Raw genomic sequence first — 21,590 nt, forward strand, 5'->3', positions numbered from 1 at the left:
CGGCTTCAGGAAGCGACGGAGACGACGGAAACGGCGCGGTCAACGGATTCTCCCAGGTACTGCTCGGCATGGCCGGCGATCAGATCGAGTACGGCGGCTATGTCGTCCGTCGTGGTCTCGGGGTTGAGCAGGGTGAACTTGAGGTAGTGGCGGGCGCCGACCTTCGTCCCCGCGACCACGGCCGCACCGGAGGCGAACAGGGCCTTGCGGGCGTACAGGTTGGCGCGGTCGATCTCCGAGGGGTCGGTGACGGCGGCGGGGATGTAGCGGAAGACGAGGGTGGAGAGGGAGGGCTCGACGACGACGTCGTAGCGCGGGTCGGCGGCGAGCAGCTCCCAGCCCTCCTGGGCCAGGTCGCATACCTCGTCGAAGAGTTGGCCGATGCCGTCGGCGCCCATCACGCGCAGGGTCATCCACAGCTTGAGGGCGTCGAAGCGGCGGGTCGTCTGGAGGGACTTGTCGACCTGGTTGGGAATGCGCTCCTGCACCATGCGACGCGGGTTGAGGTACTCCGCGTGGTAGGTGGCGTGGCGGAGCGTGGCCGAGTCGCGGACCAGCAGGGCGCTCGAACTCACCGGCTGGAAGAAGGACTTGTGGTAGTCGACGGTGACCGAGTCGGCGCGCTCGATGCCGGTGAGGAGGTCGCGGCGCTTGACCGAGGCGAGCAGTCCGCAGCCGTACGCGGCGTCGACGTGCATCCAAGTGCCGTACTGGGCACAGAGTTCGGCGATCTCGGGCAGCGGGTCGATGGACCCGAAGTCGGTCGTACCGGCGGTGGCGACGACGGCCATGGGGACGAGCCCGGCGCGCTTGCAGCGCTCCAACTCATGGGCGAGCGCCACGGTTTGCATCCGCTTGTCGTGGTCGACGGGGATGGACACGACCGAATCGGCGCTCAGCCCGAGCAGTTTCGCGGACTTCTTCACGCTGAAGTGGCTGACGTCGGAGGCGAAGATGCGCAGTTTGGCGAACGAGGCTGGATACTCCCACCCTGCCCGCCCTGGCTTCGCCTCCTCGCGGGCCAGCAGCAGCGCCTGGAGGTTGGACTGGCTGCCGCCGCTGGTGAAGATGCCGTCGGCGGCGGGGCCGAGGCCGATGCGCTCGTTCGTCCAGTCGATCAGTTTGCGCTCGATGAGGGTGCCGCCGGCCGACTGGTCCCAGGTGTCCAGGGAGGAGTTGACGGCGGAGAGGATCGCCTCGCCGAGCACCGCCGGTATGACGACCGGGCAGTTGAGGTGGGCGAGGTAGCGCGGGTGGTGGAAGTAGATCGCGTCCCGCAGATAGACCTCTTCGAGCTCGTCGAGGGCGGCGGCCTCGTCGAGGAGGGGCCGGTCCAGGTCGATCCGGTCGATGTGGGGGGCGAGGGCGTCGACCGTGACGCCGGTGAACGGACGGTCCGTGGTGGCGAGTCTGGCCGCCACCCGCTCGACTCCTTCGGTCACGGAGCGGCGGTACCGCTCCGCGGTCGTGTCATTGAGCAGGTGCGAGCGCATCGGGGGAGCCTCCGGGGGGACAGAGAGGGCAGGTGCAGGTTCGCCATGTCGAACGGATCAACGGATCAGTCGAACGGATCCAACGATCCAACGTGTGGAACTTAGGTTAGCCTAACCTAAGTTGGATTCCTGTGCGATCCTGCCCCACCCGTCACAGCTGTGATCTGGGCCTCCGCCGTCATTCGGACTGCTCGCGCAACTGCTCCTCGCTGAGCCCGCGCCGCCAGTACCCGACGAAGGTGACGGCCCGACGGTCGATGCCACGCTCACGCACGAGATGCCGGCGCAGCTCCTTCACGACGGACGACTCGCCCGCGATCCAGGCGTACGGCCGCTCGGCGGACGGGAGTTGGGTGCCTCGGATCGCCTCCAGGGCCGTGGGCGCACCTGTTCCTCCGCTTCCTCCGCCCGCGCCGCGCACCAGCCAGGTGATCTCGGCGTCGGCGGCGGTCACCAGATCCTGGATGTCCCCGGCGTGCCCGGCCTCCAGCCAGACCTGGGCCCGGGTGCCGGCGGGCAGCGCTTCGAGGATCGCGGAGGCGGCCGGTACGGCGGTCTCGTCGGCCCAGATGACGACGAGATCGGTGCCGGTCGGCGGCCGGAACCGGATCGCGCGGTTGTCGGCGATCGCCGGCCCGAGCAGCAGGACGCGGTCACCGGCACCGGCCCGGGAGGCCCAGAGGGAGGCCGGCCCGGCGGGGGCGGCGGCGCCCGGTTCGACGCCGTGCAGCACGAAGTCGATGTCGATCTCCGTCGTACGCCCGTGGGCGTCGGCACGTAGCGCGCGGAGCGTGTACGAGCGCATCACCGCCCGTACGTCGTCCGGCAGTTCACGCCACCCCTGCCACCACCCGTCCCCGAGTTCGACGGGCACGGCGGGGGCGTCCTGCCCCGGGTGCGGAAGAAAGAGGGAGAGGCTCTGGTCGCACCCGTCGGACAGAAAGGCGCCCAGATCTTCCCCGCCGAAACTGACCCGGACGAGGGACGGACCGAGGCGGACGGTCCGTACGACATGGAGAGCGAAGAACCGGAAGGGGGCGGCTACGGCGGTCGTCATAACTCCTCCTGAAGTGATGTCGGAGGGCGCGACGACGCGCCCCCAAAGGGGCGCGGGGAACTGCGCGACCAGCCACAACGGGCCCGCAGTTCCCCACGACCTAAAACACTCACGGCGCTGATACCGGCGCCCGCTGTCAACTGACCGACTTCGCGTTCTCAATAGCCTCCGCAAGGCTCGTGAGCAGCGGCGTGCACTTGTCGTAAGACAGAATCGGCTCGGGATTACGGGCGATCACCTGGTCCGCCTTCACCGCAGGCAACTGCTTCCACGTCGCCTCGGTGATGTCGGCGGGCTGAATCGCCGACGTCCGGTTGTCCATCATGATGATGTCGGCCTTGTACTTGTCGACGTTCTCCCAGCTCAGGTTCTCGAACCAGCCACCGCTCGCCTTGAGGACATCGGCGGCGGGCTCGACGAAGTTCACGCCGAGGGCCTTGAAGTACTCCAGGTCGACGGAGAGGTTGGAGCCGGAGACGTAGAAGATGTCCTGGGCGGCGGAACCGGCCAGCACCTTGATGTTCGGCTTGGCCTTGGTGGCCGCGCGCAGCCGGGCGGCGGCGTCCTCGAAGGCCTTCTTCGCGGCGGTCACCTTGGCGGAGGCGGTGTCCGCGCCGAGGGTCTTGGCCAGCTCCAGCATGCGCTGCAGCGGCTGGTCCAGCTGGATGTCGTACACGGAGATACCGACGGTCGGGGCGCCGACGCCGAGGATCTTCTCCTTGGACTCCTCCGGGACGTACCAGAGGGTGCCCGCGCTGTCGAACATCGTGGTGACGAGGAGGTCCGGGGCCAGGGCCGCGTACTTCTCGATGTTGAACTGGCCCCACTCGTTGCCGAGGACGGTCACCTTGGTGACGTCCATGTCGCCGGCCTGGACGTCGGCCTTGCCGTCCTTGGTCGTGGTCGGGCCGAAGACGCCCTTGACCTCGACGCCGTAGTCGTAGAGTGCGGCGGCGACACCGGTGAAGGCGACGATGCTGGAGGGCACCTTGTCGGCCTTGGCGGTCGTGCCGCGGTCGTCCTTGAACGTCCAGGGGCCGGCGGCGGGTGTGGCGGCGGCCTTCGACGCGTCCGCGTCCGAGCCACCGCTTTTCGCGTCGTCGTCCCCACAGGCGGCGAGGACGGCCCCGAGGCCGAGGGCGCCGCCTGTGGCGAGTATGCCTCGGCGGGAGAGGTGGGTGGCACGGGCGTTGAACATGAGATGGCTGCTTTCGAACAGGGCGGTTCGGTCCGCCGGACAATTCGAAAGGTAGGTTAGCCTAACCTCAGCTGTTGTCCAGGGGGCGGTTCCGGGAAGCGGGACGCCCGGGGTGACGCGCGCCTGTTTCTGTGAGCAGCCTGTGGATCGAAGGTGTGATGCTTGCGTAGGTGATTATTCAAGTACTCGGATGACACTGGTGCCACGAGGATGAAGGAAGCCCAGGTGGCTCGGAGGTGGCGGCACGGAACGGCCGCAAGGCCCGACCCGGGCGGGATCGAGCCTTGCGAGAGCATGTCGAGCGGTCACCGGCAGCGCGGTTTCCAGCCAGGATGACCAGGGTTACGACAGGACGGCGGACCGGGGCTACGACAGGACGACAGTGGCCGCCTTCTGGAAGACCGTGTTGCCGCCGTCGTCGTGCCAGTCGATCTCCACGCCGTCGACGAAGCCCGAACTCACGACAGTGCAGGCCGAGTTGCCGGCGGACACCCCACGGGCCGGGGAGGCCCCCAGCGAACCGTCGTCGTCGTTCCCTGCGGTGACGACGAGACCGTCGGCGAAGACCTTGGCGGTGGTGTTCCGCACCTTCAGACCGGCGTAACCGCCCCCGCCCGTACCGCCGTTGCGGCCGTCGCGAGTCAGCCGGCAGCCGCTGAGCTGGAGGATGCCCTTGCCGTCGGTGTTCTGCACGTTGATGCCGTCGTAGCCGTTGCGGTCGGTGGAGCAGCCGCTGAACTGGATGATCCCCTGCCAGGTCCGCAGCACGAAGCCCTCCTTGGCCGACCACTCGGCCCGGCAGCTGGTGAACGTCGAGTTGCCGGCCCCCGCGATCCACCAGCCGGAGCCGTTCCCGCCGAGCACGTACACGTCGTGCAGGACGGAGTCCGTGGAGTTGTTGAGCGCGATGCCGAAGGTCCCCGGCCAGAGGACGGAGACCCGGTCGAAGTGCAGACAGAACGGCGCCTGCGGGCCGTTGGGCTCGGTCGAGTAGGTGGTGTTGATGCCGTGCCCGGTGACCTTCCGCACCTGTACGTCCCGCAGTTGGAGATGCTGGACCTGCCCGACGGCCCGGATCCCGTCGACCTCGGCGCCGCCCGCGGGCAACGCGCTGCCGTCGATGGTCAGTTGAAGAATCCGCACCTCGACGGACTTGGTGGCGTACCCGCCGGTGAGCTTGTCGAGCACAAGTACGACGGCCTCACCCGTGAACCCCGGCAACGGCTTCAGCCCGAACGCGGGGTCGGCCGCGCCCCATTCGTTCTCGCCGCCGCCGTGGGTGCCCTGGAGCGTGACGTACGGCGGTATCCTCACCGGCGCGCTCGTACGGTACTGACCCGCCGGCAGATACACCGTGTTGCCGGGCTCGCAGGCGTCCAGGGCCGCCTGGATCGCGAGGGTGTCGTCGGTGGTGCCGTCGCCGGTGGCCCCGTAGCCGCGTACGTCGTGCCACCCGAGGCCGTTGACCTCGGGAGCGTCCCCCTCGGCGGCGGTCGCGGTCGCCGCGCCGATTCCGGTGAGGGCAGCGGTGGTGACGCCGACTGCGGCTCCGCCGAGGAACAGTCTTCGGCTACGGGGTGTGTCGTACCCCGTGCCCCGCATGTTCTTCTGCGTGTCTTCCATGTGGTGAATCCCCCTGAAGCTCAGTTACGGATGAGTAGGTGTACTCATGCCGAGGTGGCCGTGCACGGGCCATCGTGAACGCACTGCATCACACGAGGCACCACCTTCACCGGAGGACCCCATGAACAGCAACCGCCGCACCCGCACCCTGCTCACCCTGGCCACGGACAACTGGCTCTCCCGCGCCTACCTGGCCGTGGTCGCCGCCGCGACGGTCTTCTTCCTGTTCGACACCTTCTTCGTCTCCCACACCGACGCCTCGATGTCGGGCGCGGTCCCGTGGCTCCTGACGGCCCCGCTGAGCTTCCTGTACACACTCCTGCCGGAGGGCACGCTGAACGGTTCGGGCGATGGGGCGTTCCTGGCGCTCTATCTGGTGGGGATCGGGGCGGCGGCCCTGGCGAATGCGGGGTTCATGGGGTTCGCACTGCGGAGGATCCGTCCGGCGTCGGGGCGTGCGACTGCTGGTGCGTGAGCGCTGAAACGGGGCGCGGTGGTGGAGAAAGGGCCTCACGGGGCCCTTTTCTTGTTGATCGAGGCCGAGGGAAGTGCGGGCTGAATGGCGGGAGATTTCAAGCCACTCAGGCTCGTTGCTTTGCTGGGGATGGCTGGAGGTTCCTTATTTGACGGGATGGTGCGCCTGACCAAACATCGATTTTGAGCCTCAATGGGCAGTGGTGGAAGGCGTGTTGGCGGCTGGTCCGCGCGCCTGTGGCAACGATGTATTCAATTTGAAATTGCTTGACCGTGCACGATCAGCTGTGTTGGATATGGGGGCTCATAAAGATCATGTAAAGCGGGGGTGGGAAATGGGTGGGGACTCTTTGCGCTGCCCGCAGCGCGGAAGTGTCGGACGTGCGAGACGGTTGGTCTCCGGCCTGACGGTCACGGCGTTGCTGGCGGCTCTGCCTGCGCTGGGTGTCACGACGTCGGTGGCGCGGGCTGATGACGCGGAACCGACGACGTCCGAGGCATCGACTGCTTCGGAGCAGGCGGCGGCTTCCGGCGAAGCGGTCGAAGTCGTCGGCGCCCGCGAGGAGTACGCCACGACCCACGCCAACCCTGACGGCTACACGTTCACCCTCACCCAGTCCGCCGTACCGGTGCGTGTCGCGCAGCCGGACGGGTCCTGGGCGGAGCCGGACGCGACGCTGGAGCGCCGGACCGACGGCTCGATCGGGCCGAAGGCGTCGGTCGCCGACATCTCCCTCTCCGCCGGTGGTGACGGCGGAAGCCTGGTGAAACTGGCAGAGGACGGCCGGTCGCTGAGCCTGGGCTGGCCCGGCAGCCTGCCGGAGCCGACGCTGGACGGTGCGTCCGCCACGTACGCGGAGGTACTGCCCGGGGTCGACCTGCGGATGACCGCGACGGTGGAGGGCATCCGCCAGGTGCTGGTCGTCAAGTCCGCCGAGGCAGCCGCCAATCCGGAGCTGGAGCGGATCGAGTTCTCCCTCAAGACGCAGGGCCTGACGGTGAGCACCCGGACGGGCGGTGGCCTCGCCGCCGTGGACGAGAACGGCAACACGGTGTTCCGTTCGCCGGCCGCGCGGATGTGGGACTCGGCGGGCGACGCAGGCGGGTCGGGTGCGGCGACCATGTCGCTCGCTGCCGCCGATGACGAGCCCGTCGTGGACGGCCACGGCGAGACGTCCGCCGATCCGGCCGATGGGCCCGGCAGCGGTGACGCGTCCGCCGTACTGCCTGTGGAACTGACCGACGACGCGGTGGCCGTGGTGCCGGACGCGGGCCTGCTGAGCGGCGAGAGCACGGTCTATCCGCTGTACATCGACCCGGATGTGGCGCTGAGCGAGTCCGAGCGCACCGTGCTGTCCTCCGACGGCGACACCTTCTACAACTTCTCCGGCGGCGACGATGGCGAGGGCGTCGGCTTCTGCGACACCTATGTCGCCGGCGGCTACGCGTACTACTGCGGCTCCGGCTACAAGCAGCGCATGTACTTCGAGTTCGGGCCGGCCGGGCTGGCGGGGAAGCGGGTGCTGGACGCGACTTTCCGGGTGACCGAGCGATGGTCGATGTCGTGCGAGACGTCGACGGTCGACCTCGTCCGTACCGGTGGGATCTCGTCCGCGACCAGGTGGCCCGGCCCGACGAGCAATTGGGATCTCCTGGGCGACCGGACCGTGTCCGCAGGCCGTGGAGCGATGTGCGACCCGGATCAGCCAGATGCCCCCATCCCGTTCAACGACGACCCGGACCAGAGCTACGAGAACCTCACCAACACCGTGAAGGTCTTCGCGGCAGGCGGTTTCGATCGCCTCACCCTGATGCTGAAGGCGCACAACGAGAACGACCCGAACGGCTGGAAGCGGTTCGACGACGATGCCGTTCTGGTGGTCAAGTACGTGGGGCTGCCAGCTGTGCCGACGTTTCCCGGCATCGTGCAGAAGAACAGTGTCATCTGCTCGACCAAGTCGACTGATCCGGTCGTCATTGCGGATCCGCAGCCGATGCTGACGGCGCGACCGCAGACGGCAGCAGGCGGCGCAACCTATGCGCACCTGCAGGCGCACTTCTACGTCCAGAGAGAGCAGAACGACGGCACCTGGAAACTGGAGACCGAGCCGGTACGGCCCGACGGCTCCGTGGACAACAACGAGCAAGTGAAGGCCATCACGCCTATCGGGCTCACCCCGAAGAAGACATACCGGATGGCGGTGTCCACCCGGTCGCTCTACAACAACGACAACAGCTATCTGGAGTCGTCCAGCACGGTGACCACCAAGGGCTGGTGCTACTTCAAGATCGACAGCGATGGTCCGATGGCACCGGTGATCACCTTCGGCGGCCCGTACGCCGAGTGCACTGCCTGCGAGCCGGTCGGTGGTCCCGGGATCAAGGGGAAGTTCACCTTCTCCCGGAACCCTGAGGACGACACGGTCAACAGTGGCTACCGCTACAAGCTCTCCACTGACGAGGAATCGTCGCAATGGTTTTCCGGGGACACCGTGACTGTGTGGATCACACCGTCCCGGGCAGGGACGGTGACGCTTGAGGTCCAGGCAAGAGACAGCGCCGGCGAGGGCGACACAGCGGTGGTGGACTTCAAGGTCGCTGAGGGTCAACCGGCGGTCGGCCGCTGGCACTTCGACGAATCGACCGGGACGTCGGCGGCCGACACCGCCACTGAGGGCGTACGGCACGGCATGACGTTGCACGGTGCGGGTTCGGGCCGGTCGGCCCTTGCGCGACGTGGCGATGGGGACCTGTCTTTGTGGCTCAATGGCGACCCCGGTGACGCCACACGGCAGTCGGGATACGCGGACACCTCGGACGCAGTGGTCGACGCGAGGTACTCGTTCACCGTCTCGGCGTGGGTGAACCTGAGCGACGCGTCTTCCTACCGGACGATCCTGTCCCAGACCGGCAGCGACAACTCCGGCTTCTCGCTCTACTACTCGTCGGGCGTGCAGCGCTGGGTGTTCCTGCGGAGCTGGTACGAGAACGGCGTACGGCAGTCCGAGGGCGCCAACGCGAGTGCCACCGGCGTACCGCTCAACACGTGGGTCCACGTGGCGGGTTCCTATGACGCAGAGAACCGGGCGATCCGTTTGTATGTGAACGGTCGGCCGCAGGGCGGGTCTGTCGCCCTGCCCAGCACGTCGGACGCGACGGTCGCGGGCGGCGCTTTCCAAGTAGGCCGGGTCGCGTTCAGTTCGAGCGGCACGTACCAGAACTACATGAGCGGCCGTGTCGACGAAATGGCAGTCTGGCAGCGGCTGTTGACCAACGACGATGTCGCCACCGAGGCTCGGTTGTTGGATGGGAGCAACAACGCCTACGTCGAGCTGGTCGCTGACTGGAACCCGAACGGGAAGACCGTCGGCACGGGCCCGCTGGCGGACACCGTCACCGGCTACAAGCGTTCGTTGGTTCTCGGTAACGGCGCCGCCCTCGACGGCGAGGCGATCGTGCTCGACGGCACGAACGATACGGCGACCACGGCGGGTCCGGTCGTGGACGACTCAGGTTCGTTCACGGTGACGACGGCCGTGGAGCTGGATTCCGAGGCCATGGCAGCCAAGAGTGACGGCCATGTCGCTCAGGTCGTCGGCCAGCGCGGTGCCGATGGCTCGTCCTGGGGGCTGTGGTTCGAGAAGACGGGCAACGAATTCGACCCGGAGACCGAGAAGGAAGTCCCCGTCGGTAAGTGGTATTTCGGTCGGTTGAACGGCGAAGACTGGACCGCCGTGGTCTCCGACGAGGCCGCAACCGTGACATCCAACAGCATCACACGGCTGACCGGCGTGTTCGACGCCGCCGCAGGCACGATCAGCCTGTACATCGGCGCCAACCAGAACGGCCCCGACCTCGCCTACACGGCTGTGGTGGGCACGGGTGACTTCGCGGTCGGCACGGGTTTCGTGGACTCGGCGTGGGGCCACTACCTCGCGGGCCGGATCACCGACGTGCGGATCTGGGCCGGTGCGATGACAGGCCAGCAGCAGATCGTCGACACCGTCGGCAGCACTGGTGCCTGACCCTTCGTTTCCTCGTCCGCTCTCCGCTCTGCCGTCCTCTGTTCGTCTGTTTTCCGTGATCACGTGGGGTGTTGTGTCATGAGTGCCGGGATACGTATCGGAAGACCTGTCGGGCCGCTTGCTGGAATCGGCGCCGGAATCCGCGCCAGGATCAGGCGTGCCGACCTCGGCCGACGCGTGCTGCCCACCTTGGTGATGGCGCTCGTCGCGTCGACCGTTGTCGCTGTCCCCGTCCAGGCGGCGGACAGCGGCGGCGGCCTGGGCAAGCCCAAGGCGCAGGAGCAACTGGTCTCGGAAGTCCACGAGTTCGCCGGGCAGGGCGCCAAGACGGCCCGGGCCCGGGTGGCCGAGACCCGTGCGGAGAACGCCGAACAGGGCAAGCGGGCCCGGGCCGAGCAGACCGCGACCTGGCCGAAGGAGGGTTCGGCGAAGGCCGGGCTCGCAGGCAAGGGCAAGGCCGCTCGCCTGACGGCCGGTGGTCTCCCGGTGACACTGACCGGCACGCGTGACGGAGCCTCGGGTGACACTCGTGTCGAGGTCCGCAGCCGCAAGGCCACCGAGGCCGCCGGCGTCAAGGGCGTACTGCTGACGGCGATGGCCGCTGACCCCGGCACCGCCGAAGTCAGCGTGAACTACTCGGACTTCGCGTCCGCGTATGGCGGTGGCTGGTCCGGCAGGCTGCGGCTGTTCCAGCTCCCGGCCTGCGCGCTGACGACGCCGGACAAAGCGGCCTGCCGCGAACGGACACCGCTCGACTCGCACAACGACATCTCGGGCCAGACTGTCTCGGCCGTGGTCACCCTCGCTGCCTCGACGGCTGAGAAGAGTCCGCAGACCTCCAACTCCACTGCCGAAGCCACCACTTCGGCCTCCGCCGCGGTGACGGTCCTTGCCCTCGCGGCGACCGCGGGTGCCTCCGCCTCCGGCGCGGGCGACTACACCGCGAGCCCGCTGTCCCCCTCCTCCAGTTGGGAGGCAGGCGGTTCGTCCGGTGCCTTCACCTGGTCGTACGACATGGCTGTGCCGCCCGCCGCGGCCGGCCCGTCCCCGTCCCTGTCGCTGTCCTACGACTCCGGCAGCGTCGACGGCCGTACCGCCTCGACGAACAACCAGGCCAACCCGGTAGGCGAGGGCTTCGAAATCTCCTCGTCGTCGTACATCGAGCGTTCCTACGACAGTTGCGACAAGGATGGGCAGACCGACAAGTTCGACCTCTGCTGGAAGTTCGAGAACGCCTCGATCGTCCTCAACGGCAAGTCCAGCAAGCTGGTCAAGGTCGACGCCGATGACAAGACCGACGACGTGTGGCGGCTCAGCTCCGACGATGCCTCCACCGTCGTCCGCTCCACCGGCGGTGACAACGGCGACGACGACGGCGAGTACTGGACCGTCACCACCGGCGACGGTACGAAGTACGTCTTCGGCCAGCACAAGCTCCCCGGCGCGGCCTCCACCGACCTCACCAACTCCGTGTGGACGGTGCCGGTCTACGGCAACGACTCCGGCGAGCCCGGCTACGACAAGGGCTCCGCCTTCGCCGACCGCTCGCTCACCCAGGCCTGGCGCTGGAACCTGGACTACGTCGTGGACATCCACGGCAACGCCATGACGTACTGGTACACGCCCGAGACCAACTACTACGCCAAGAACGGCGCTTCCACCGCCACGGCCAAGTACACCCGCGGCGGCTATCTCACCGAGATCCGCTACGGCCAGAACAAGGACACCCTGTTCTCCGGTGTGACCTCCGACAAGGTCACCTTCTCTTACACCGAGCGCTGCACGGTCTCCGACTGCGGCGACCTGACGGAGTCCACCGCCCCCAAGTGGCCGGACGTCCCCTTCGACTCGATCTGTGCCTCCGGGGCAGACTGCGACGCGGCGAGCCCGTCCTTCTTCACGCGCAAGCGCCTTACCGGCGTCAACACCCACGCCTGGTCGGCCGCGACGAGCGCGTACACGGCCGTCGACTCCTGGGCTCTTGCCCAGGACTTCAAGGACGGCAACGACATCGGTGACACTTCGGACCACAGCCTGGTCCTGGAGTCCGTCCGCCACACCGGCAAGAACGGCACCGACATCGCGCTCGACCCGGTGACCTTCACCTATGAGATGCGGCCGAACCGGGTCCACGCCGACCTCGACAACATCCTGCCGCTCAACCGGCCCCGGATCAGGACCATCACCTCCGAGACGGGTGCCCTCACAACGGTCACCATCTCCGGTCCGGAGTGCGTACGCGGGTCGAACATGCCGGCCGCCGAGGACGACAACTCCAAGCCCTGCTACCCGCAGTACTGGAACATCAACGGATCCTCCACGGCATCCATCGACTGGTTCCACAAGTACCGCGTCACGGCTGTCGGTACCGCCGACCCGTACAGCGGGAGCGCGGACACCGAGAACGCCTACAGCTACGCCGATCCCGCCTGGCACTACAACGACGACCCGCTGACTCCCGAGGCAGAGCGCACCTGGTCGGTCTGGCGCGGCTATGGCAAGGTCACCGCCACCAAGGGCATCGCGGGCGGCACCCAGTCCAAGACGGTCTCCACCTATCTGCAGGGCATGAACGGGGACAAACTCAAGGGCACCGCCACCACGCGATCCGCCTCGGTCGCCGGCATCGACTTCACCGGCCTGGATGTCGCCGACCAGACCGACAGCGACCCGTACGCGGGCTTCCTGCGCCAGCAGATCACCTACAACGGTTCGACGCCGGTCAGCGTGACCGTCAACGACCCCTGGTACCGCACCACCGCCACCCACAGTGCCTCGAACACCAAGTCCTACTACGTCCGTACGGAGAGGGCGTTCACACACACCTACCTGACGGCGAAGGCGTCCTGGCGCACGCGCACCACAGCGACGACCGAGTGGGACACCTACGGCCAGCCCCTGAAGGTGCACGACGCGGGCGACGCGGCCGTGACCGGCGATGAGACGTGCACCCGCACCTGGTACGCGGCCAACGGCACGCTCGGCATCCACTCCCTGGTCACCCGCACCCGAGTGCTCGGCAGATCCTGCACACCCGTCGAGACCGACCTGTCCCTGCCCACGTCATCGGCCACACGCGGCGACGTCCTGTCCGACACCGCGATGGTCTACGACGGCCCGTCCACGACCACCGCCTGGTCCGCGTCCCAGACCCCGACCAAGGGCGAGGTCACCTGGGTCGGCCGTCCCACCGCCTACCCGGCGGCGGCCACGGACGGCGAACGCCACCCGTCCGCATGGCAGACGACCAGCCGGACGACGTACGACACCCTGGGCCGTGTCGCCACGGTCACCGACACCGCCGGCAACGCCACAGTCACGACCTACACTCCCGTCGCAGCCGGTCCGCTGACCCGGACCAAGGTCAGCAACGCCAAGACGCAGAACACCTTCGTATATGCGGACTACGCCCGAGGTCTGCCGATCAAGGTGTACGACATCAACAACAAGATCACCGAGACGACGTACGACGCCCTCGGCCGTCAGACCGCGACGTGGCTGCCCAACCGCTCCCGCGCCAGCGACTACAGCCCCAACTACACGTACGCCTACTCCGTCTCCAACGCCGACAACTCCTGGTCCTCGACCTCGACTCTGAAGGCCGACGGCTCGACGTACAACACCAGCTACGCGATCTACGACTCACTCCTGAGGCCGCTCCAGACCCAGAGCCCCACCCCACAGGGCGGCCGACTGCTCACGGACACTCGCTACAACGACCGCGGCCTGGCCTACCAGACGTACGCCGACGCCTTCGACTCCGAGAGCCTTCCTTCCGGCGAGTACGCGGCTGCTGTGTACGGCCGCACCCCCAAGCAGACGGTGACTGTCTTCGACGGCGCGGAACGGCCCGTGACCAGCACCTTCTTGGCCGTCGGCGTGGAGAAGTGGAGTACCACCAGCAGCTATACGGGCGACTCCACCGCGACGACCTCCCCTGGCGGAGGCTCGGCGGCCCGCACGATCGTGGACGCCCAGGGCCGTACGACGGAAACCCGCGAGTACGAGGGCACCAGCCCGGCCGACACCGGCTTCGGCGCCACGGTGGGCGCGACCTACACGTCCACGAAGTTCACGTACACCCGTGACGGCAAGCAGTCCACGATCACGGGACCGGACAGCGCATGGTCGTACCTCTACGACCTCTACGGCCGCCAAACGTCCGCCACCGACCCCGACATGGGCACGACGGCGATCGGTTTCACGGCCTTGGACAAGGTCTCTTGGACCAAGGACGCGGAGGGCCGGGTCGTGATCAGCGCCTACGACGTGCTCGGTCGCACCACAGGCACCTGGTCGGCCCCCGCCACGGCGGATCTCTCCTCCACCACCGAGGAGCAGGTCGACGCGAACAAACTCACGGCGTACACCTACGACGGGGTCACCAACGCCAAGGGGCAGCGGGACTCCGCCACTCGCTACGTCGGCGGGAATGTGAGCACAGGCAGCAAGTACATACAGAAGGTCACGGCCTTCGACAGCCTGTACCGGGCGACCACCACCGAGCTCGAACTGCCGACGACTGACCTGCTCGTCGACAAGAAGGCCGTCGCGAACAAGCTCACCTTCTCGACGTACTACAACATCGACGGCACCCAGCAGTACATCTCGGAGCCGGCCGCGGGCGGCCTGGCTGCCGAGACAGTCGACTACGAATACACAGACCTGGGCCTGAACACCCAGACCAACGGCGCCAGTGCCTACCTGTTGGACGCGAGTTACACGGCTCTGGGCCAGCCGCAGGTGCTCAGCCTGGGCACCTCGGAGGCTGAGGGCACCTACAACGCGTACATCAACAACCACTACGAGACAGGCACCGACCGCATCCTCAGGTCGTCGGTCACCGACGACACACACGCCTACACGCTCCAGCAGCTGAACTACGCCTACGACGCCACGGGCAACGTCACGTCCATCTCGGACCCGATGACCCTCGGCGGCACCGGCGCGGCGGACAACCAGTGCTTCACGTACGACGGTCACCGCCGCCTGACCGAGGCCTGGACCCCGTCGACGGCGGACTGCACAACAGCCAACCGCACGACGGCCAACTTGGGTGGCGCCGCCCCCTACTGGACGTCCTACACGTACAAGGACTCGGGCCTGCGCGCGACCGAGACCACCAACACCAGCAGCGCGACGACGACCAAGACGTACTGTTACGACAGCACGAAGGTCCACCGCCTCCTCGCGACCACTGTCAACACCTGCACGGGCGCCACCGCGTCCTACACCTACGACGCGACGGGCAACACCAAGACCCGGCCGGACGGCACGGCGAGCCAGACCCTGACCTGGTCGGCGGAGAACAAGCTCGACACCCTCAAGGAGGGCACCAACACCACCGGCTACGTGTACGACGCCGACGGCAGCCTGCTGATCCGCCGCAACGCGTCAGGGGAGACGGTCCTGTATGTGGGGGCCACCGAGGTGCACCTCGACACCTCGACGTCGACGCCGAAGATCTGGGCCCAGCGCTACTACACCGGCGCCGGCGCCACGATCGCCCTGCGCAGCAACAAGACGGGCACCGACAAGCTGACCTGGCTGGCCGCGGACCACCACGGCACGAGCAGCCTCGCCATCGACAACGCGACCCAGGTGATCACGAAGCGCTACAGCACACCGTTCGGCGGCGACCGTGGCCAACCGACGTACGGTCCGTGGCCCGACGACAAGGGATTCCTCGGCGCTTCGGCGGACTCCGCTTCGGGGCTGACGCATCTGGGTGCGCGTGAGTACGACCCGTCGACCGGGCGGTTCATCAGTGTCGACCCGCTGCTGGAACTCGACAAACAGCAGACCCTCAACGGCTACACCTACGGCGGCCAGAACCCGCTCACCTTCAGCGACCCCACGGGGATGGGGCTTGCCTGCGGAGGCGCGGGAGGTATGTCGGAGGCCTGCCCGAAGAGGCCTGACGGCTCGGCTGGCAATGGGCGCCCGGGCGAGGCCGTTGACCATTCCAAGGGGACCGCTGCTGCCTCCAGTTCAGGCGAGACCAACAGCACCGGGTTCTTGTTCGGGGACACCGACCTGGCCACCCCCGGGCCCTATTTCGATCCAAAGTGGGCCGAAGACCCGGTGGTGATGGCCTGGGCGACCAGCAACGAGAAGGATCCGCTTGCCAACGCCCTTTATGGTGTGGGCCTGCCGATCGCCAGCGCTCTCGACATTGTCGGCGCCCTCTTCACACCTGACTGCATCGTGCAGGACGAGTGCCTCGCCGACAAGTACAGGGCCTGGGGCGAGGAGCACGGGTTCAGTGCCGACGGCAACGCGGCTGGGGTCGGGGCCGCGGCCGGCGCCTTCCTGACTGGCGGCGGCAGGGGAGGCGGCGGAAGCAAGGGCAAGCCGGGCACACCGAAGGGCCCAGGATGGTTCCCGTACGGTGTTTCCAAGATTCCGAGCGGATGGTCTGGACCGAACATGACGAGGAAGTACAAAAAGAATCCCGCCAAGGAAGGATTCGTGTGGCGCGCTCCGAAGGGACAGGACAGCGTTCGCATCGACAGAGGAGACCCGGGCTCGCAATGGAGTACGCAGCAAGTTGACCACGTGGTTATCAATTCCGATGGGCGAATCGTGGGCAAGGGTGGAAAATTGCTGCCAGCGGGGGCAAGGATCCAGGACTACCCGAAGGAAGCTCATGTCTCTCTCAGCGAATGGCAGACGTGGAGGAGCTGGAATGCACCTTGATTGCACTGATGTGCAGATGCCCTGGTTGCGCAACCAACTTGTGGAATGGTTGCGTAGGTTGAGCAGTCGAGAATGGCAGGAGAAGAACTGGCTGCCGGTGGCACAGGCTGGGGTTGGGTTCGACGATGCCCTGGACTTCTTCGACGATACCGGAGTGCTCGACGAGCCCTCCGGGCGAATCGGATTCATTCTGCTGAACGACAGGGAGGCTGTTGCACTGGAAGACCTGAATCGCATCCTGGACGGTGCGGTAAGCGGAAGGGGAATGAGTGATGAGGAGATAATTCATTCCGCGGGTTGGGCAGATGTTGTCGCTGCCGCTCAACGCGCGCTGGTTGTGCTGGGGGAGGACCGCTGAAACCGGCTGGACCGACAGGTACGGCGACAGCAAGTGATCTGATGGTCCAGCTCTCGGTAGAATCTAGGAAAGAATATCTGGAATTTTCGCCAGGATTCTCATCCCGCAGAGATCCCGGATGTGGCACATTCCATGGCGCCCCGGCAGGTGGTGTAATGGCGATCTGGTATGAATCCGCTTTGACGGATATTCGAGATCAGAGGTTCCCTCCCGGGAGGATGCCCATCATGGAGAGTTGGTGCAACTTCCACCCCTTGCACAGCAGCTGCCGGGCTATTGCGTGTTGATCGCGTGATCGTTCTCATCGGGGTGCCGCTTACTGTCTATCTCGTGCTGGTGACGTGGTTGTGCGTTGCCGTCGGGGATCGGACGTCGTGGCGGGTGGGGTGGCTGATGGCCGCCGGCGGGGTGTTTCTGCCGCTCGCCCTCTTCGTCGCCATGCTTGTCCCTTGACCTGAACTGACTCCTGAACCCCGGCCCATGAAACGGGACGAGCCGCGCCGCCGGTGAACTGCGGTGGCGCGGCCTTGCCGGTACCCGGGGCTATGCCTGGACGAACAGTTCCTCCGTGTCGGCGGCTGTGAGTGACCGGTCGAGCCAGGTGCCGAGGGTGTCCAGGTCGGTGCATCCGGTGATGCGCTCGCGGGCGGCTTCGGGGATGTCGATTCCGCGGAGGTCGAGGATGCGGAGGATGTCCTTGGCCCGTCCTTCGGCCTCGCCCTGGGTGAAGCCCTTGATGCGGTACTCCTCCACGATGGTGCCGCTGCCCGGGAAGCGGCTGGGACGCATGGCCACGAGGTTCCTCCAGAGTGCGCGGGCCGGGGTGTCACCCAGGCCGATTTCGGTGTATTCCGCCCAGTCGTCCAAGACATTGCCGCCGACACTAGCCAGCGCCGTCGCCAGTGCTTCCAGTATCGCAGGGAGGGCCGGGTCCTTGGCGTGGGCGAGTGCGGACAGGACCGCCAGGGGGATGTCCTGTTCCGCCTCGTCCGGGTCGATGATCGTGGGTAGGTTGTCGGGGCCCAGGACCAGAGGGAAGATCGCGATGCTGGTGTGGGCCGGCAGTCCGATGCGGATCGGGTTCGCGGCCCAGGACGCGGTGTTCTTGTCCCGGCAGAGCACCAGCAGGATCGGGGGCACCTTGTACGTGGCGTAGAGGTACGCCAAGTAATACGTCCAGCTGTTGTGCTTCTCCTGGTCAGGCTTGCCCTGGGACTCGAGGGCGAGCAGGTAGCCGTCATCGTCCGCCGTGCTGATCCGTAACAGGGTGTCCACGCGTCGTGCCAGTGGCTTGATCTCGGTGAGATCGGTGTCCAGGAACTGGATCGAAGTGGGTTCGGGGAAGGCGATACCGGCCTTCGGGAGGGCTCGGGCAAACAGGCCCGGGTCCTCCCTGAAGATCTGGTGCATCGCCTCGTGCGGTGAGCTGACCATGCGATGGAACGTAATGGGGTGAATACGTTGCCGTGGCGCCAAGACGACGCGTTCAGTCGTACGAGTGGCTTTTGCTTCTGGAATTTGCCAAGGGGGCATGCTCCTGAGCTTGGGCAGGCCTGGGTGGCGCGCTCGGTGGCCTGATTTCGCCATATAGGCCGCCGCACTGTCCTCGAACTCCCTTGCGAAGTGCGCCAGTTGCGATCACGCTTCTGTGTGTCGACGGGGGTCGGGGGCGGGAGCGGGAAGCGGAGGCTGGGGCGGGTATGGGTGCCACGGAGAGGGTCGCTGACGCGGCAGCGGGAGTGGTGGACGCGGTAGCGGCGGTGGTGCGGAGCGACGCCGCTCTGCTGGAGGACGATCTGGCCGAGTTTCTCGGCTCGCTGACCGCCCCCGCGGCGGTCTCCTCGCAGTCCGTGTACGAGGCCGCCCTGCGGCGCTCCCTCTATGAGCCCGTCGCCGATGCCGTCGGGTCCAAGGTGGGCCAGGAGGCGCTGCCCCCGACCGCCGGGGCGCCCGGCGGCAACCGGGCCCCGCTGCGGCCCTCGATGGTCTACTGGGCCTATCGCAACTACCGGGGCTTCCCCGATGAGTTGGGGGACGGTGGCGCCGAGGCCGACCTGGCCCTCGTCCGGCGGGCCGCCGTGGCCGTACGCGTCATGCTCAAGGCCTTCGTCGCGATCGACGACATCCAGGACGGCAGCGACGTCCGCTACGGCGAACCCGCGCTCCACGTCACCCACGGCGTACCGCTCGCTCTCAACACCGGTTCCTGGCTGATCGCGGCCGTCCTGCGGCACGCGGACGATCCGGCTGTCGTGGACAGCCTGGTGCGCGCCGTCGAGAGCGGCTTCACCGGGCAGGCCGTCGACCTGTCCACCCGTACGGCCGAGACCCGCGCCGAACTGATCGCCGCGCCCCTCGAAGAGCGCCTCGCCTACTGGGAGTCGCTGGCCGCCCTCAAGACCGGCACCCTCTTCCGGATGCCGCTGGACTCGGCGCTCGCCGGTCTGCGCGTTGTCGAGGACGAGCAGGACATCCTGGACGTCGCCATGCGTCAACTCGGCCTGGCCAGCCAGCTGTTCAACGACCTCACCGACTTCGTGCCCGAGTTCGGCGGCGGCCGGATCCACGAGGACTACGACGGGCTCAGCAACCGGGTCTTCCTCGAACTCCTCGACCCTGAGTCGCAACTGGCGCTCTCAGGGGAGCAGCTCAAGTCGTACGTCCTCGGTCATCCCAAGCTGGAGTCCACGCTCCTCGCCCTCGCCGCCGAAGCCGTCGAGCTGAAGCGCGACGCCAAGGAGAGCGTGTACCGCGTGTGCCGTTCCGATCGCAGTGCCGCCTACTTCGACCTCACCATCGAACGCAAGGGCCACCTCATCGACCGTCTCCACGAGACGCTCCAGCAGCGGAGTGGTACGTGACGGCCGCCACCGTTGTTGAGCGGCTGCGTGCCAGTACCCGCGACTGGCATGACGCCCTGGAGGCCACCCCCTTCGCGAGCGCGATGATCGCCGGGACCCTTCCCGTCGAGCGGTACGTCGGCCAACTCGCCGCCTATCGGGTGGTGTTGGAGGCGCTTGAGGGGGAAGTCGCTCGCGTCGCGGACCCCTCCTCCGATGCCGGTGACGCCGTTTGGTCGCCGGACCTCGTCAAACTCCCCCTCGTCGAGCGCGACTTGGCCTATTTCGCCGGCCTCGGTACCGTCCCGGGTCCCTGGGCTGCCGAGGAAGCCGATGCGTTCGCCGCCGACATACGGCAGCGGGCCGCCGACTCCGACCTCCCGGCCCTCCTCGGGTACCTCTACGTCATGGAGGGCTCCACGCTCGGCGCCCTCTTCCTTCATCCGTACGTAACCGCCGCCTACCGCCTCCCCGGTACCGACGGCGTCGCCTATTACACGAGCGGCGACCGAGACCGCTGGGCCCGCTTCACATCCCGTATGAACCAGGCTCTCGCCGCCCCGGAGGCGCAGGAGCAGGTCATCGCGGCGGCCCGGATCGCCTACCGGCACACCGCCGCGATCACCGGGGCCCTGTCCGTGGGGCTCAGCCCGCCATCTCCATCCCCAGCCCCAACTCCCGTGCGATGAGCATCCGTTGCACCTCGCTGGTGCCCTCCCCGATCTCCAGGATCTTCGAGTCGCGCCACATCCGGGCCACCGGGTACTCGTTCATGAAGCCGTAGCCGCCGTGGATCTGGGTCGCGTCGCGGGCGTTGTCCACGGCGATCGTGGACGAGTACAGCTTCGCCAGGGCCGCCTCCTTCTTGAAGGGCTCGCCCGATACGAGGCGGGAGGCCGCGTCCCGCCAGGCCAGGCGGGACGTGTGGGCCTTCATCTCCATGTCCGCGATCTTGAACTGGATCGCCTGGTTCGCGCCGATCGGGCGCCCGAACGCGTGCCGTTCCTTCGCGTACTTCACCGACTCGTCCACACAGCCCTGGGCGAGCCCGGTCGCCAGTGCCGCGATCGCGATCCGCCCCTCGTCGAGGATGCGCAGGAACTGGGCGTACCCGCGCCCCTCCTCGCCGACCAGGTTCGCCGCCGGGACCCGCACCTCGGAGAAGGCCAACTCCCTTGTGTCCGACGCGTTCCAGCCGACCTTCGAGTACGGCGCCGCCACCGTGAACCCGGCCGTGCCCGACGGGACGAGGATCGCCGAGATGTGCGGCCTGCCGTCCGGCTTGCGGCCCGTCACCGCCGTCACTGTCACGAAGCCGGTGATGTCCGTACCCGAGTTGGTGATGAAGCACTTCGTGCCGTTGATCACCCATTCGTCGGTGTCGGGGTCGAGGCGGGCCGTCGTCCGTGTCGCACCCGCGTCCGAGCCGCCGTCCGGTTCCGTCAGCCCGAACGCGCCCAGGATCTCCCCGGCGCAGAGGCGCGGAAGCCACTCCCTCTTCTGCTCCTCCGTACCGAACAGGTGGATGGGCATCGCGCCCAGCGAGACCCCTGCCTCCAGGGTGATCGCCACCGACGAGTCGACCCGCGCCAACTCCTCCAGCGCGATGCCCAGCGCCAGATAGTCGCCGCCCATCCCGCCGTACTCCTCGGGGAACGGCAGCCCGAACAGGCCCATCCGGCCCATCTCGCGGACGATCTCGTACGGGAACTCGTGCCGCTCGTAGAAGTCACCGATCTTCGGAGCCACGACATCGTGCGCGAACTGCTCGACCGTACGGCGGAGTTCTTCCAGTTCGGGGGAGAGCTTGTGGTCCATGGTCG

The 21,590-nt window shown here is 67.3% G+C and carries 12 protein-coding genes; 6 read left to right on the forward strand and 6 right to left on the reverse strand.

The window, feature by feature from the left end:
• Window positions 1-5 precede the first annotated feature (5 nt).
• From desA to ACWDR4_RS24885, 4 genes are all read right to left on the reverse strand, one after another.
• Complete coding sequence (gene desA, locus ACWDR4_RS24870; RefSeq protein ID WP_450411747.1) at window positions 6-1,493, reverse strand: lysine decarboxylase DesA; 1,488 nt, start codon at window positions 1,491-1,493, stop codon at window positions 6-8.
• Between the two features lie 178 nt (window positions 1,494-1,671).
• Window positions 1,672-2,550: a siderophore-interacting protein gene (locus ACWDR4_RS24875; protein WP_450411748.1), complete on the reverse strand. Its 879-nt coding sequence runs from the start codon at window positions 2,548-2,550 to the stop codon at window positions 1,672-1,674.
• Between the two features lie 136 nt (window positions 2,551-2,686).
• The gene (locus ACWDR4_RS24880) at window positions 2,687-3,748 is read right to left on the reverse strand and encodes an ABC transporter substrate-binding protein (protein ID WP_450411750.1); all 1,062 of its coding nucleotides are present in this window, start codon (window positions 3,746-3,748) and stop codon (window positions 2,687-2,689) included.
• A 366-nt stretch (window positions 3,749-4,114) separates the two neighbouring features.
• A complete protein-coding gene (locus ACWDR4_RS24885; protein WP_450411752.1) occupies window positions 4,115-5,371 on the reverse strand; it encodes a glycosyl hydrolase family 28-related protein in 1,257 nt (418 codons plus the stop codon).
• A gap of 121 nt (window positions 5,372-5,492) precedes the next feature.
• On the opposite strand from ACWDR4_RS24885, the gene ACWDR4_RS24890 reads away from it, so the two are divergent.
• The 4 genes from ACWDR4_RS24890 to ACWDR4_RS24905 all read left to right on the forward strand — a co-directional run bounded on the left by ACWDR4_RS24890 (window position 5,493) and on the right by ACWDR4_RS24905 (window position 16,927).
• Window positions 5,493-5,846, forward strand: coding sequence for an SCO4225 family membrane protein (locus tag ACWDR4_RS24890; RefSeq protein WP_450411754.1), 354 nt, complete (start codon window positions 5,493-5,495; stop codon window positions 5,844-5,846).
• Between the two features lie 391 nt (window positions 5,847-6,237).
• Window positions 6,238-9,870 carry a LamG-like jellyroll fold domain-containing protein gene (locus ACWDR4_RS24895; protein WP_450411756.1) on the forward strand — a complete coding sequence of 1,211 codons (3,633 nt, stop codon included), beginning with the start codon at window positions 6,238-6,240 and terminating at the stop codon, window positions 9,868-9,870.
• Window positions 9,871-9,948: 78 nt separating this feature from the next.
• Entirely contained in the window at window positions 9,949-16,569 is a 6,621-nt protein-coding gene (locus ACWDR4_RS24900; protein WP_450411758.1) for an RHS repeat-associated core domain-containing protein, read from the forward strand.
• A complete protein-coding gene (locus tag ACWDR4_RS24905) occupies window positions 16,559-16,927 on the forward strand; it encodes an SCO4402 family protein (RefSeq protein WP_450411760.1) in 369 nt (122 codons plus the stop codon). Before ACWDR4_RS24900 ends, ACWDR4_RS24905 begins: the two co-directional genes overlap by 11 nt.
• Window positions 16,928-17,470: 543 nt before the next feature.
• Here ACWDR4_RS24905 and ACWDR4_RS24910 read toward each other — a convergent pair.
• Window positions 17,471-18,361, reverse strand: coding sequence for a hypothetical protein (locus ACWDR4_RS24910; RefSeq protein WP_450411761.1), 891 nt, complete (start codon window positions 18,359-18,361; stop codon window positions 17,471-17,473).
• Between the two features lie 266 nt (window positions 18,362-18,627).
• Here ACWDR4_RS24910 and ACWDR4_RS24915 point away from each other — a divergent pair, with 266 nt between their 5' ends.
• Both ACWDR4_RS24915 and ACWDR4_RS24920 read left to right on the forward strand, forming a co-directional pair.
• Window positions 18,628-19,788, forward strand: a complete 1,161-nt coding sequence (locus tag ACWDR4_RS24915; RefSeq protein WP_450411763.1) for a polyprenyl synthetase family protein — start codon at window positions 18,628-18,630, stop codon at window positions 19,786-19,788.
• Window positions 19,785-20,456, forward strand: a complete 672-nt coding sequence (locus ACWDR4_RS24920; RefSeq protein ID WP_450411765.1) for a biliverdin-producing heme oxygenase — start codon at window positions 19,785-19,787, stop codon at window positions 20,454-20,456. Before ACWDR4_RS24915 ends, ACWDR4_RS24920 begins: the two co-directional genes overlap by 4 nt.
• Here the strand turns inward: ACWDR4_RS24920 and ACWDR4_RS24925 are convergent.
• Entirely contained in the window at window positions 20,413-21,585 is a 1,173-nt protein-coding gene (locus ACWDR4_RS24925; RefSeq protein WP_450411767.1) for an acyl-CoA dehydrogenase family protein, read from the reverse strand. The two genes, ACWDR4_RS24920 and ACWDR4_RS24925, sit on opposite strands and share 44 nt — an antisense overlap.
• Window positions 21,586-21,590 lie beyond the last annotated feature (5 nt).

The organism is Streptomyces sp. NPDC000878 (assembly GCF_053599695.1).